A 12,645-nucleotide genomic window follows, 5' to 3' on the forward strand; every position below is an offset into this window, starting at 1 on the left:
TTATTTACATTTCAATTCTTTCTGACGCTCTTTAATAGCATCAAGACGTTGTTGCTCTTTGTCAGAAAACTTTGGTTTTGTCGTATGACAGTTTTCATTACCATATTTTTCTTTTGCATCAGGATCTTTAAAACAAAAGCCTTTTGATGCATAAATCAAATTATAATCGTCTTGCAATTTCTGACATTCTTGCTCAGGCGTTGCAGCTTGAACATTTAAACCAGCAATGCTCACCATGCCAGTAAAGACTGCAACCATAAATTTATTCATGAGCGTTTCCTCAGTTAAAGGTATGAACCTGTACTCAATATAAGGTTTATTACCAATATTTCAATGACTATTAATTACTCAAGTGTCATTTTGGTTGATAATTTGTTCACAATATAAATAAAAACTTTATATATCAACTATTTATAAAAATCAAATAAAAACATAAACTTAAGAAAAATTATATATATTTTTTTAGAATTTGATTCTCGTTTTAATTTACTTTAACTGTTATTAATGAGAGAAAAATATACTTTTGGTTCGATTGATAATATATAAAAAATTGTAGGGAAAGATGAGATTTTATAGCTTTTTCATTTGCTAAATAGACGGCTTAAGTTTGAAATTGGGTCAATGAAAAACAAATATATCAATGACATTATAAAAATACAAAGCGTGATAATTATCACATTTTTGTATTTTAGGATTAAGTGGAATTCACAAAGCCCATTTTAATTTAGACGGAAATGGGCTTTTTCTTTTGATATCTAAAATATAAATAAGCCAAAATTGATCTTAGTTTACAATTCAACTGAAAGATGTATTGATTTTACATGTTTTAGCTTCTATTATGTGATCCTTAATTGCTGCGTTTGATAGTTTTTTGTTTTTGTAACCCATTTCTAAAATTGAAATGGGTTTTTTTTTAAGTCTTTTTAATATTCATTATGCAGCTTATTAAAATTAAGCATCTTTAATAAGCTGCCATCTAAAAGATTAAATCTATTCCAATGTAATCTTGGTCCATGCTTCATACATTTTAACAGCCGCAGAGAAGTCACTATTGTCTTCAGCAGTTAAATGAGCAGCGTGGATTAAACTTTGTGTTAATGACAAAACTGGAGCAGGAAGCTTAGCTTGATGGACTAAATCTAAAGCAATTCCTGTATCTTTGGCCAGAAGCGGTAAACCAAAGGTCACTGGAAATTCACGACTCAATACACGCTGCGGGAATATAGTTTCTGTTACCAAACTTTTACCACTTGAGGCATTAATGCACTCTAATGCTTCGTTCAAGCTTACACCATGTGCTTTGAGTGCACTGAAGCCTTCTGCAACAGACCAAAGGTTGACTGCGAGTAACATATTATTAACGGCTTTTACGGCAAATCCTGAGCCCGACTCACCAACATGTTTAATTAATTTACCTACTGCTTGCAGTGCCGGTAATGCGCGATTGAAAGCAGCTACATCACCACCGACCATTACAGTTAAAGTTGCATTTTCAGCACCTACTGTTTGACCGCTTACTGGAGCATCAAGAAAATCAACATTCAATTGTTTTAATGAGCTTGCTAATGCGCGAGCAGAGTCAGGAACCCCACTTGTACAGTCTATCCAGATTGCCCCAGATTTAATTTGTACATTATTAATAAGTACTTCTACATCAGTGCTTGTCGGTAAACATGAAAAGATAATATCTGCTTGTACCGCTTGCTCTAATGAGGCAGCCTTTGTGCCATATGCTATCGCATGTTGTTTGGCTTTTTCGAAATTTCGATTCCATACATAGACAGTATCGAAGTGTTTCGGTAAATGTGCTGCCATACGGTAGCCCATTGCACCCAAACCAATAAATGCAACAGATTGACTCATGACCTTGTCCTTAAATTTGTGTTGAACGTTCGGTCAGCCATTTTGCCAGTCGTGGCCAAAACTCCAGAGCACTGGCCTGACTCGACATTAGGCCTAAATGACCGCCGGGGATGAGAGTAAACGTGACATCTTGACTGCTTGTCAATTGACTTAATGGAGAAGCAGCATCAGCAGTCACCAACTGATCACTACGACCCGCGCCAACTAAGAGAGAGCAATCTATATTTTTTAATTCGATTTTCTTATCTTTTAATTGAATAAAGCCACGTTTTAGTGGGTTTTGCAGCCAGACATTAAACAACATGTCCTGATTAATCCCACCTGGGTAATCAATCATATTATTTAAAAAGCTACTTAAGGTTGCATGCTCTTGTACAAATTGCAGGTCATCAAGATTTTTTAGCAATTGAATATGCCCATCAAACCAGCCTTTAGGATCAAGAATTTTAAAGCCTAATGAATTTAAAATTCCGGGACTATGAATCAGACGTTTTGGTAATCCAGAATAAATACGGTCCTGAATTTTTTTGTTACGACCAATAAGATGATTCATGTTTCGGTAGAGTTTGCCAATATAGCCAGATGCATAACTATCTATTGGACTACCAAGAACAATCAGGTTTTTAATATAGTTAGGTTGGTTAAGCGCAGTATATAAAGTGACGAATATGCCAGCCATACTCCATCCATGGAGTGAGATTTGTTCACTTCCTGAATGTGTGCGGACAATTTCTATCGCTTTAGGAATGAAATCTTCAATAAATGATAAAAAGTTAAGATGTCTATCTTTAAACTTTAAACTTCCCCAATCGACCAAATAGACATCGAAACCAGCATTTTGGAAATATTTAATAAGAGAGCGATAAGGATATAAATCATATATCGCCATATTTATGGCGAGTGGAGCAATAAATACTAAAGGCTCTTTAAATCTTTTTTGTGTTGCTGCGTAATAGCGAATACGGGTTTGATTGAACTCTCCAATGACTTCATAGGGAGTGCTTTGTGACAGAACCAATGTTTTTGGGTGAAATAGTCGGGCAGAAAGATGCTTCATTTGACTTTGTTCAGAGACAAGGGACTTTAAGCGTTTCATCTTGCTTTACCAACTATTTACTAAAGATTGAATAAAGTCTAAGCGATAATTTTAAGGTTTACCTTGACCTTAAATACATTAGACACTCAAAATGATGATAGTTTTTAGTACATGACCAGTAAAGGCGAACATTTAATGAACCAGTCTGATGATTTAGAATACCAACTTGATACCTTAGCCATTCGTACCGGACATACTCGTAGTTTTGAAGGTGAGCATGGCGAACCGATTTTTTTGACATCATCTTTTGTATATGAAAATGCAGAAGAAGCTGCAGCAAAATTTTCTGGTCAAGTTCAAGGAAATATCTATTCTCGTTTTACCAATCCGACTGTATCGATGTTCGAAAAACGTTTAGCAGCTTTAGATGGTGCTGAACGTGCTGTTGCGACAAGCTCTGGAATGGGCGCGATTTTGTCAGTTACTATGGCGTATCTAAAAGCGGGTGATCATGTTATTTGCTCAAGAGCAGTTTTTGGTTCAGTTGTTGCCTTATTTGAAAAATATATTGCCAAGTTTGGTGTAGATATTACATTTGTCGATTTATGTGATTTAGACGATTGGAAAAAGGCAGTACGTCCAGAAACTAAACTTTTATTTGTTGAGTCACCGTCTAATCCTTTAGCTGAGATCGCAGATATTCAAGCGCTTGCAGATATTGCCCATGCGAATGGTGCATTACTTGCGGTTGATAACAGTTTCTGTACGCCTGTTTTGCAGCAACCATTAAAATTTGGTGCAGATCTTGTCATTTACTCGGCAACTAAATATTTAGATGGTCAAGGACGCGCGTTAGGCGGTGCTGTTGTCGGTAATCATCAGTTGTTAGAAGAGGTTTTTGGTGTTGTCCGTACGCTTGGCCCATCAATGAGTCCATTTAATGCTTGGGTCTTCTTAAAAGGTTTAGAGACTTTACGTTTGCGTATGAAAGCACACTGCGAGAGTGCTCAAATTCTTGCAGAATGGTTATCTACTCATGAAAAAGTAGAAAAAGTTTACTACGCTGGTTTGCCAAGTCATGAAGGTCATGAACTTGCTGCTAAACAGCAAAATGGTTTTGGCGGGATCGTTTCATTTGTTGTTAAAGGCGAACGTGAAGGTGCTTGGAAAGTTATTGATAATACTAAGTTTATTTCAATTACTGGCAACTTAGGTGATGTGAAGTCAACAATTACACATCCTGCAACGACTACACATGGCAAACTTTCTGCTGAAGCTAAAGCTGCGGCGGGCATCCAAGAGGGTTTAATACGTGTATCGGTAGGCTTAGAAGATATTAATGATATTATCCGTGATATCTCACGTGGTCTGGATTTAATCTAATTATCTCGATCGAAATAATTCTCTTTTGTTGTTTTGTTTATCAAACCATCTCTTTAATCGAGATGGTTTTTTATATTTAAATGTTACTCAAATTTCAGAATTGCAATAAAAAACCTACATTTTTGTTTAAATGATGGCTAAGAGCACAAGGTATAAAGACTTTAAATTTAATTAAAAGAAATGCGAGTTTTAAAAATGCTTAAGCCTATTGCTATTGTCGTTGTAGTGGGGGTAATCGGGGTAGTTGGATACAAATTGCTGACCAAACCGAATCAGAACCCAGTGAATGAAACAACCTTATTGATTAACAATGCAGAGAAGTCGGTGCAAGAAGCAGATAAATCTATCCAAGAAGCAAATACTTCTTTTAAGAAAGTCCCTTTAAGTGAATATAAAACAATTGATAAAGGGTTACAGGCATCTCAATAGTGCTATGAGTTTTTATAAGACTTTAACATATGTCATCTAAATATTTAGGAAGTGTACCTAAATATGAGCATGTTACTCATGTAGCTATGTGAAATAGAGCGAGAGATACTGATAGAAAACATTAGTCTATTGTGTCAGAATTACGGATTAATTTGAGTTCAATGCACTAATCTGTATGGATTTTAATCACAAGGGTTGGTTCAATGAGATTAAGTTTTTATAAAGTATTACCAGATAACCAATAATACTTTAAAGATTTGATAGAGATACGGAGTAAAGTTATGAATATCAATATGCTCATGCAGCAAGCGCAGCGCATGCAAAAAGATATGGAAACAAATATAAAAAAGGCGAAAGAAGAGCTTGCCCAAACTGAAGTCCAAGCAGAAGCTGGTGGTGGTTTGGTTAAAGTAACCATGAATGGTCGCTATCTTGTAAAACGTATCGAAATTAACCCTGAATTACTTCAAGATGAACCAGATATGATTGAAGATTTGATTGCTGCAGCGGTAAATGATGCTGTGCGTCAAGCAGAAGTTATTTCAGAAGAAAAAATGCAAAAAGCGAATTCTGGTATGGGCTTGCCACCTGGCTTAGCGGGCATGTTCTAAGGAAGTTCTGTGTTTAGTGATAGATTTGAACAACTCGTTCAAGCTTTACGTATATTGCCTAGCGTTGGTCCGAAATCGGCTCAACGTATGGCATTACATCTTTTGATGAAAAATCGAGAAGGTGCGTTCGCATTAGCTCATGCTTTACATGAGGCTTCAAGTTATATTCATGAGTGCAGCGTTTGCCATTCTCTAACTGAAAATGAAATTTGTGATATTTGTGCCTCAACTGAGCGAGAAGATCAACTATTGTGTGTAGTTGAATCACCAGCAGATGTAATGGCGATTGAGCAAAGTGGTAGTTTTCGAGGTAAATACCATGTTTTAGGGGGACATCTTTCTCCTTTGGATGGTATTGGTCCAGAAGAAATTGGTATTCCTTATCTGATTCAGCGCTTAAGTCAAGGCACTATTGAAGAAGTGATTTTGGCAACTAATGCGACTGTAGAGGGGCAGGCAACCGCTCATTATTTGGTAGAGGCGACTAAGCACTTACCTATACACATGACGCGTATTGCTCAAGGTGTACCGCAAGGTGGTGAACTTGAGTATGTAGATAGCCATACCTTAAGTCAGGCAGTTCATAACCGTATGAGAATGAAATAAGCATTCCGATGCTTATTTCATTGATGCGATATAAAATTGAATTAAATTTATTAATTTAGCTATTAAAGGCAAATATTATTTTGTCTTTAATTACAAAAGATCTTTTAAATAAAATATGAAAGCACATAAGAATGAAAAAGATCTTAGAGATTTTAAAGAATGAATATTTGGAGTTAACTTTAAAAGTATAAATAAAAGATCAAAAAATTATCTATTTTCGAAAAATTGTTCAAAAATAGAGTATTCATAAAGGTTTAAGTGGTAATTTCCTACTTCTATGTTATATATACCAGAGTTCTAAGCACTCTTTGCATTTACTTGAGAAAGCATGTTTCAGTTTATCCAACAGCAAACCGAATTGGTTGATGTTCTTCAAAAAATGGATCAATGTTCGATATATGGACTTGATACAGAATTTATTAAGGTTGACACACTCTGGCCTAAACTTGGGGTATGCCAAGTCAATGTAAATGGTAATGTCTATCTGTTGGATGGTGTTTCATTAGATCTAAGTCAGTTTTGGAAAAAAATATTTCTCGCACAGCAGAACATTTTTCATGCATGTGGGGAAGACATCGATTTAATCTATCATTACGCTGATCAAGAAGATTTGCTTAATGTGTTTGATACTCAAGTGGGCCTTTCTTTCTTAGGTCACGGACTACAAGTGAGTTACCAAGGCGCTTTAAAGCTTTGTCTCGATATTGACATTGAAAAAGATCAAACAAGATCCGATTGGTTGGCTCGGCCTTTATCGCCTCAGCAACTCTGTTATGCAGCCAATGATGTTCTATATATAATGAAGTTAGCTCATCATATTCAAGAACAACTTAAGCAGAAAGGGCTTTATGACTATGTTCTTGAAGATTGTAGTAGTTTAACTAAAGAAATTATTAGTGAAACGCCTAAAGAGTTACTCTATACCGATGTTGGTAATTATCGTCATTCGCGCCGTCAATTGATGCAATTGCAAAATTTAAGTGAATGGCGTGATTACATTGTTAAAGCGACGAACCAGCCACGTAGTTTTATTCTTAGAAACTCAACCATGATTGATATGGTTGAAAAGAATCCACGTAATAGTTTTCAACTCTCGCAAGTTAAAGATATTCGCCCAAATGTAGTTCGTGAATATGGAAAAACGATTCTAGAATTACTTAAAGATTTACCTAATGAAAGTGAATGGCCAGCAAGAATTGCCAAACCTTTTAAAGTAACATCTAAAGAAACTTTAAATAAAATGGATATGGTACTAGCCCATGCAATAAGTGAAACATCTATTCCTAAAGAAGTATTACTGAGAAAAAAATGGCTAAACGCAATTCATCAACATGTTCTTTCTCAAGGGGATGAACAAGATTTACCTGATTATCTTTTGGGTTGGCGTTATGAGTTATTAACTCAACCATTAATTCATTTATTTCAAGAAGAAAAAGAAAGTCTATCAATTTAAAATGAGTTGATAGTTAAAATTTAAAAGGCTCATCTTCGTGATGGGCTTTTTTAATTAAGGATAGTGAATGGCTTAAAGTTTAAATTGAGTAGTTTTTATTTAAAATAATAGATATTTTACGGCAATAGTTAATAAAATAAATAATTATATTAGTTATATTAAACAATTAACTTATTTTAAAAAGCTAGTAAAGTGATGAATTGGATGGGTTTTAATTTGTAAAAATGATAATGAATTAAATTAACCGATTCAATGAGAAAAATTCAATTGATTAAACATACAGGTCTGTATATTCTTGGAGACAAGAAAAACAATTTCAATATGAATAATATATAACTATAAGTTTGTTTCAGTGCAGAAATAAGAAAGCCGACCCAATTGGGTCGGCTTTTTATTTTTTAATGGTATAGCTCAGTTAAAATGCCAGTAGGTTATTAAATTTTAAAAATTAAGTATTAATCTTCTGCGGCTTTTTTGTGAATGAACCAGCAAGTTTAGCTACAAGTTCTTCAGCTTTTTGAAAAGCATTTTCTAATGACTTTATATGTCGTTCATCTCCAAACTCTTGATATTCTGAGGCAATTTCATAAATTTCCTCTACACCTAAATATTTACTGAGTGTACGCAGGTGAGGTACAAGATGATTCATGTCGTGACGAATTCCATCTTTCTCAAAACCAAACTCTCCACTAGACGTGATAATGATTAAAATTTTTCCAGATAAAAGAGGTTGTAAAGGGAAGTCTCCTCGAGAAAGGTCAAAATCAAATGTCTTATTAATTCGAATAATTTGGTCAAACCATGCTTTTAGTTGAGCAGGCATACCGTAATTGTACATAGGAGAAGAAATTAGAATGATATCTGAACTCGAAACCTCCGCTATTAACTGATCGGATATTGATAAGACATCACATTGAGTTTGTGTTCTTTTATTTTCAGGTGTGAATACAGCATCAATCCAGTCCTGAGTAATAAATGGAGGCGGATTCATTCCTAGGTCCCGATAAATATACTCATCCATAGGCCTTTTATTTTTCCATAAACTGACCAATCGGCTGGCAATATTTTTTGAAATAGAATTATGATTTGGATTGGGGTTAATTGCAGCTCGTACGCTGGCATCTATATGTAACATTTTGCTCATCATAAATTCCATAAGGGTTAGGAGTTAATTTATTCTGAGTTTTAAATGAGAAGTAGACAAACGAGAAAATTACAGCTATAGATGATTTTAAATCACCTATAACTGTGATTCAGGAGAAAGCATGCAAGTCTCATTGCAAGCACTTAGGGCATTTGAATCAGCTGCTCGACTAGGCAGTTTTAAATTGGCTGCTGAAGAGCTTTCGCTAACACCGACTGCAATTTCACATCATATTGCCAATCTTGAAAGCAGGTTAAATGTTGATTTATTTCATCGACAGGTAAGAAAAATAACGCTTACAACGACAGGTGATAGGCTAGCAGTAGCGATTTCTGAAGGATTTCGTAAAATTGAAGATGCGCTAGATGAAATAACAGTAAATGGAAATATACTCAGAGTAGCTACCACATCCTCATTGGCAGCAATGTTGTTAATTCCCTCAATAAATGAATTTTATCAATTACATCCTGATATCTCAGTTGAATTTTCTACAGGTGAAGCGTTAGAAAGTCACTTATATACATTACCTATTCGATATGGTGATGTATCTTTAGTACCTTCTAACGATATTCTTAAATATGAGTCTTTTAATGTATTTGGTGCATCTAAACTTGATCTACTAGAACATTCTAATGAGCCAATAACGTTATTCACCACAGAATGGAAAAATAAAGCATTACCAAGTCCGCCACTAGAAACTTGGCTTGAGCTGAATGGATGGGACCGAATGCAAATAACAATTAAGAAGTTTGATCAGGAAATTTTTGGAATACATGAGGCATTAGCGGCCAATGGACTCGTGTTTTGTTCTTATACACTTGCCCAGAGATTTATTAAAGCGAATCTTATACAACCTCTTAAGACTAAATCAGTTCAATCTGAGTTGTGCTATTACATTCCAAATAAAGAAGATTTTAAAAATAGAAATGCCAGAAAATTTATTGAATGGATAGAAAGATTATTTAATCAATAAGCTTATATTTCTGATTGGAATTAACTACACAACACCAAAACTATATAAGCTTTTATGCTATAAAATTAGATAAATTAATAATTAGAGAGATAAATATGCTTAATAACTTTAGTGCTGAACAAGCGCGTCAAAATGCTAAAAATTTTAAAATCAATCAAGAGGCCATGCTGGAAAAAATTTTAACAGGCACTGAAACTGATTCTAAAGCAGGGAAGCGAAAAGCAACGTTCCTGTTTCCGATTGATGCTGTAAGTCCTGATCACCTCACACAAGTAGAAGAGGAACTTAGGGGTAGAGGCTTCAATGTATCAACTAATATCGAACACTCTGGTACTACCATAACGATAGAAATAAGCTTTTAAATATCGATTTTTTATTAGACCGCTCTTTTAAAGGCGGTCTTTTATATCGTATTAAAAAAGAAGATAAATTTATTTACATTTAAACGTATGTTAATCATGATTTTATTTGACAGGTTCTACCATCTTCTGTAGCTTTACTTTTTGAGTGGAATATGGATATGAACTTCCAAACAATACTTTTATCTTTCAAAAATCAATCTACTGGTACAGATGCATTTAAAGATTTAAAAAATGCTTGTGAACAGTCTCTTAAAGAATCTAAAAATACAAAAGAAAAAGCAGCAGTCTATTTGATCTATGGTTTTGCACGTAGCTACGTGATTTTATATGAAGATGAAGCAGTTACAACTGAATTTGCCAACGTTTCTAAGACTACGCTCATAGGCTACATGGAATGCCTCAATGAAGCTCTGTTAAGTCAAGATGATGGTGCTATTTTGAATGCCCTAAATCAAGTAACTGATAACTATATAAAGAGTTCTCGAGTCTTTTAAATATCTAAATATCATTAACTTGTTTGGTAAAAATACTTCTTTAGCTTGAGCTAAAGAAGTATTTAAAGTTTGTATTAGTGGGACTTTTTCTTACCGCCGCCATCTTGTTTATTGACGGTAGACCATGCGATTCGTTCAGCTTCTTCTTGAGAATGACCTCTGTCTACTTCACTCTCAACAATATGTTTAGCCTGACGTTTTTGCTTTGCTGTGTAAGCTGTTTTATCGCCACGAGGCATAAGTTCATCCTCCACATCTATTATTAAGATACTTATTATTGAAACATATTGAGAATTTAAACCAGTTAAGTAATGTCTGCTAATGTTTATTAAGTGGTTAGAAGTTTTACTTAAATGTGAATTTTAAAAGGTAATAGCTAATTTTAATATGATAAATTTCATAGTATTAAAGGGTAAAACTATTAAAAACAGATCACAAAAAGTACTTAGTAACGAACGATTTCTTATTTTTTTTCTAAAATTGTTTTTATTTTATTAAAATGAATAATTATATTTAATGTTTTAAATCATATATTTACTTATTTTTTATGAAAGCTGGCTTTTGTTTAGAACAAAGTTATTATCGACCTTAATCAACGTTGTGGGTTAATATTTCCCAAGAATTAAAAAAACGACTGATGCGTAAACAAACCTGCGTGGGTGAGTCGTTTTTTTTCATGTATGCTGTCCTTAGTTCAAGAGTTGATTTGAAATGCACTGTGATATTTATAGATCGAGCAAAAAAGATGAAATGTACATTTATATTGCTCGTCCAAACTATCCTGACGATGCGGAACAAGCTGATCCGTTTGAAAATGTTCCTGAAGCTGTTTTACAAGCGTTTGGCCGTGCAACGTTTGTCATGCATTTAGAGTTAGCTCCAACACGTAAATTGGCGCGTGCTAATGTTTTACATGTTTTAGACTCATTACAAACAAAGGGCTTCTTTATTCAGATGCCACCAGAAGGGTTAATTAACCCGAATGCGGTTGAACCAGAGGGCTTACGTGGTGCGTGAAAATCAAACTGGAATAATGAATCAATTATTCTCTTTTTTGGATTTTATTCCTGAAGATGCTATTGCTTTAACAGCTTATGGAATCGGCGCTATTATTGCTTTGTGGTGTTGGTGGCGATTAATGCGCCGTCTTCCTACAACTTTTGGTGCGATTAGCTGGCTTATTGTATTTGCTATTTTAGTCACACCAACCGTGTCTGAAGGTCCAAATGCATCGGTAGCACCTGCTATTTTTGGACTACTTTTTGGTGTTTTAACCAAAGATAGCCCTCTAATCTGGTCAAATTTATCTTTAATTCTGTTTGTAGTTGGTCTAGGTTTGGTTATTGGCTATTGTTGGTCAAAATATTCAACAAACAAAAGCATGCGTTCCATCTAACCATTGAAATAGAAAAATAAGGTCTTCACATGTCTGCTGATACCCAACATTTTACCGGTACAGATCAATATATCGCGACTGACAGTCTTAAGCTCGCTGTAAAAGCAGCCCGTGCCTTACAAAAGCCTTTACTGGTTAAAGGTGAACCTGGTACGGGTAAAACTTTACTTGCTGAACAAGTAGCAGAAAGTTTGGGCTTAAAACTCATTACTTGGCATATCAAATCGACAACCAAAGCACAGCAAGGGTTGTATGAATATGATGCTGTTTCTCGTTTACGAGACAGCCAGTTAGGTGATGACCGTGTTTACGATATTAAGAACTATATTAAACCCGGTAAATTGTGGGAAGCTTTCACCAGTGAAGAGCGTTGTGTCTTGTTAATTGATGAAATTGACAAAGCCGATATTGAGTTTCCAAATGACTTGTTGCATGAACTCGATAAAATGTCTTTTTATGTTTATGAAACAAGTGAAACCATTACGGCAACACAACGCCCAATTGTAATTATTACATCGAATAATGAAAAAGAGTTACCAGATGCTTTCTTGCGTCGTTGTTTCTTTCATTACATTGAGTTTCCAGATGAAGTGACCATGCGAGAAATTATCGATGTTCATTTCCCGAATATTTCTGCAACACTCGTCAACGAAGCTTTACAGGTTTTCTTTAAATTACGTGAAATTCCTAATTTGAAGAAACCACCATCAACATCTGAGTTAATTGATTGGTTAAGCTTACTCATGGCAGATGATATGCCTGAAGATGTATTGCGTAATCGAGATACATCTAAAGCTATTCCACCTTTATATGGTGCGCTGATCAAAAACGAGCAGGATGTGCAACTCCTCGAACGTTTGGCTTTCATGTCTCGACGTTAAAGGAGGGAATAACC

General features: G+C 34.9%; 16 protein-coding genes. 11 read left to right on the forward strand and 5 right to left on the reverse strand.

The window, feature by feature from the left end; genetic code table 11:
• The 3 genes from ACPF64_RS12860 to ACPF64_RS12870 form a co-directional block, all read right to left on the reverse strand.
• Window positions 1-270 carry a YARHG domain-containing protein gene (locus ACPF64_RS12860; protein WP_003651599.1) on the reverse strand — a complete coding sequence of 90 codons (270 nt, stop codon included), beginning with the start codon at window positions 268-270 and terminating at the stop codon, window positions 1-3.
• A gap of 720 nt (window positions 271-990) precedes the next feature.
• Complete coding sequence (locus tag ACPF64_RS12865) at window positions 991-1,863, reverse strand: NAD(P)-dependent oxidoreductase (RefSeq protein ID WP_426453689.1); 873 nt, start codon at window positions 1,861-1,863, stop codon at window positions 991-993.
• Window positions 1,864-1,873: 10 nt separating this feature from the next.
• Window positions 1,874-2,959 (reverse strand): alpha/beta fold hydrolase, encoded by a 1,086-nt coding sequence (locus ACPF64_RS12870; protein ID WP_426453691.1) that lies wholly within the window; start codon window positions 2,957-2,959, stop codon window positions 1,874-1,876.
• 135 nt (window positions 2,960-3,094) lie between these two features.
• On the opposite strand from ACPF64_RS12870, the gene ACPF64_RS12875 reads away from it, so the two are divergent.
• The 5 genes from ACPF64_RS12875 to ACPF64_RS12895 all read left to right on the forward strand — a co-directional run bounded on the left by ACPF64_RS12875 (window position 3,095) and on the right by ACPF64_RS12895 (window position 7,381).
• Window positions 3,095-4,282: an O-succinylhomoserine sulfhydrylase gene (locus ACPF64_RS12875; RefSeq protein WP_347018331.1), complete on the forward strand. Its 1,188-nt coding sequence runs from the start codon at window positions 3,095-3,097 to the stop codon at window positions 4,280-4,282.
• Window positions 4,283-4,477: 195 nt separating this feature from the next.
• Complete coding sequence (locus ACPF64_RS12880; protein WP_005040939.1) at window positions 4,478-4,711, forward strand: hypothetical protein; 234 nt, start codon at window positions 4,478-4,480, stop codon at window positions 4,709-4,711.
• A gap of 281 nt (window positions 4,712-4,992) precedes the next feature.
• On the forward strand, window positions 4,993-5,322 hold the full coding sequence (locus tag ACPF64_RS12885; protein ID WP_004642711.1) for a YbaB/EbfC family nucleoid-associated protein: 330 nt from the start codon (window positions 4,993-4,995) through the stop codon (window positions 5,320-5,322).
• Between the two features lie 9 nt (window positions 5,323-5,331).
• A complete protein-coding gene (recR, locus tag ACPF64_RS12890; protein ID WP_017390620.1) occupies window positions 5,332-5,928 on the forward strand; it encodes a recombination mediator RecR in 597 nt (198 codons plus the stop codon).
• Between the two features lie 328 nt (window positions 5,929-6,256).
• Window positions 6,257-7,381 (forward strand): ribonuclease D, encoded by a 1,125-nt coding sequence (locus ACPF64_RS12895; protein WP_426453695.1) that lies wholly within the window; start codon window positions 6,257-6,259, stop codon window positions 7,379-7,381.
• Between the two features lie 448 nt (window positions 7,382-7,829).
• Here the strand turns inward: ACPF64_RS12895 and ACPF64_RS12900 are convergent, their stop codons facing one another.
• Complete coding sequence (locus ACPF64_RS12900; protein WP_426453697.1) at window positions 7,830-8,528, reverse strand: FMN-dependent NADH-azoreductase; 699 nt, start codon at window positions 8,526-8,528, stop codon at window positions 7,830-7,832.
• A 118-nt stretch (window positions 8,529-8,646) separates the two neighbouring features.
• Here ACPF64_RS12900 and ACPF64_RS12905 point away from each other — a divergent pair, with 118 nt between their 5' ends.
• The 3 genes from ACPF64_RS12905 (at window position 8,647) to ACPF64_RS12915 (ending at window position 10,354) form a co-directional block, all read left to right on the forward strand.
• Window positions 8,647-9,498 carry a LysR family transcriptional regulator gene (locus ACPF64_RS12905; protein WP_426453699.1) on the forward strand — a complete coding sequence of 284 codons (852 nt, stop codon included), beginning with the start codon at window positions 8,647-8,649 and terminating at the stop codon, window positions 9,496-9,498.
• A gap of 95 nt (window positions 9,499-9,593) precedes the next feature.
• Window positions 9,594-9,860, forward strand: a complete 267-nt coding sequence (locus tag ACPF64_RS12910) for a hypothetical protein (RefSeq protein WP_004642715.1) — start codon at window positions 9,594-9,596, stop codon at window positions 9,858-9,860.
• Between the two features lie 158 nt (window positions 9,861-10,018).
• On the forward strand, window positions 10,019-10,354 hold the full coding sequence (locus ACPF64_RS12915; RefSeq protein WP_080632587.1) for a hypothetical protein: 336 nt from the start codon (window positions 10,019-10,021) through the stop codon (window positions 10,352-10,354).
• Between the two features lie 74 nt (window positions 10,355-10,428).
• On the opposite strand, the gene ACPF64_RS12920 is transcribed toward ACPF64_RS12915, so the two are convergent.
• Window positions 10,429-10,593 (reverse strand): hypothetical protein, encoded by a 165-nt coding sequence (locus ACPF64_RS12920; protein ID WP_002113596.1) that lies wholly within the window; start codon window positions 10,591-10,593, stop codon window positions 10,429-10,431.
• Window positions 10,594-11,110: 517 nt separating this feature from the next.
• Between ACPF64_RS12920 and ACPF64_RS12925 the strand changes: the two genes are divergently transcribed.
• Genes ACPF64_RS12925 through ACPF64_RS12935 form a run of 3 tightly spaced genes read left to right on the forward strand, consistent with a single transcriptional unit; the run spans window position 11,111 to window position 12,631 of the window.
• Window positions 11,111-11,371, forward strand: coding sequence for a YcgL domain-containing protein (locus ACPF64_RS12925; protein WP_009393366.1), 261 nt, complete (start codon window positions 11,111-11,113; stop codon window positions 11,369-11,371).
• Window positions 11,364-11,750: a hypothetical protein gene (locus ACPF64_RS12930; RefSeq protein ID WP_003651617.1), complete on the forward strand. Its 387-nt coding sequence runs from the start codon at window positions 11,364-11,366 to the stop codon at window positions 11,748-11,750. The genes ACPF64_RS12925 and ACPF64_RS12930 overlap by 8 nt, the downstream gene beginning before the upstream one ends.
• Before the next feature lie 29 nt (window positions 11,751-11,779).
• A complete protein-coding gene (locus ACPF64_RS12935; RefSeq protein ID WP_004642719.1) occupies window positions 11,780-12,631 on the forward strand; it encodes an AAA family ATPase in 852 nt (283 codons plus the stop codon).
• The last annotated feature ends 14 nt before the right edge of the window (window positions 12,632-12,645 follow it).

Origin of the sequence: Acinetobacter sp. KB005 (genome assembly GCF_049949095.1) — a bacterium.
GTDB lineage: Bacteria > Pseudomonadota > Gammaproteobacteria > Pseudomonadales > Moraxellaceae > Acinetobacter > Acinetobacter calcoaceticus.

Coding starts and splice junctions, on each gene's coding strand:
- ACPF64_RS12885 (WP_004642711.1), top strand. CDS start 4,993: ATGAATATCAATATGCTCATGCAGCAAGCGCAGCGCATGCAAAAAGAT.
- ACPF64_RS12920 (WP_002113596.1), bottom strand. CDS start 10,593: ATGCCTCGTGGCGATAAAACAGCTTACACAGCAAAGCAAAAACGTCAG.
- ACPF64_RS12935 (WP_004642719.1), top strand. CDS start 11,780: ATGTCTGCTGATACCCAACATTTTACCGGTACAGATCAATATATCGCG.
- ACPF64_RS12860 (WP_003651599.1), bottom strand. CDS start 270: ATGAATAAATTTATGGTTGCAGTCTTTACTGGCATGGTGAGCATTGCT.
- ACPF64_RS12900 (WP_426453697.1), bottom strand. CDS start 8,528: ATGATGAGCAAAATGTTACATATAGATGCCAGCGTACGAGCTGCAATT.
- ACPF64_RS12915 (WP_080632587.1), top strand. CDS start 10,019: ATGAACTTCCAAACAATACTTTTATCTTTCAAAAATCAATCTACTGGT.
- ACPF64_RS12910 (WP_004642715.1), top strand. CDS start 9,594: ATGCTTAATAACTTTAGTGCTGAACAAGCGCGTCAAAATGCTAAAAAT.
- ACPF64_RS12880 (WP_005040939.1), top strand. CDS start 4,478: ATGCTTAAGCCTATTGCTATTGTCGTTGTAGTGGGGGTAATCGGGGTA.
- ACPF64_RS12895 (WP_426453695.1), top strand. CDS start 6,257: ATGTTTCAGTTTATCCAACAGCAAACCGAATTGGTTGATGTTCTTCAA.
- ACPF64_RS12870 (WP_426453691.1), bottom strand. CDS start 2,959: ATGAAACGCTTAAAGTCCCTTGTCTCTGAACAAAGTCAAATGAAGCAT.
- ACPF64_RS12875 (WP_347018331.1), top strand. CDS start 3,095: ATGAACCAGTCTGATGATTTAGAATACCAACTTGATACCTTAGCCATT.
- ACPF64_RS12905 (WP_426453699.1), top strand. CDS start 8,647: ATGCAAGTCTCATTGCAAGCACTTAGGGCATTTGAATCAGCTGCTCGA.
- ACPF64_RS12865 (WP_426453689.1), bottom strand. CDS start 1,863: ATGAGTCAATCTGTTGCATTTATTGGTTTGGGTGCAATGGGCTACCGT.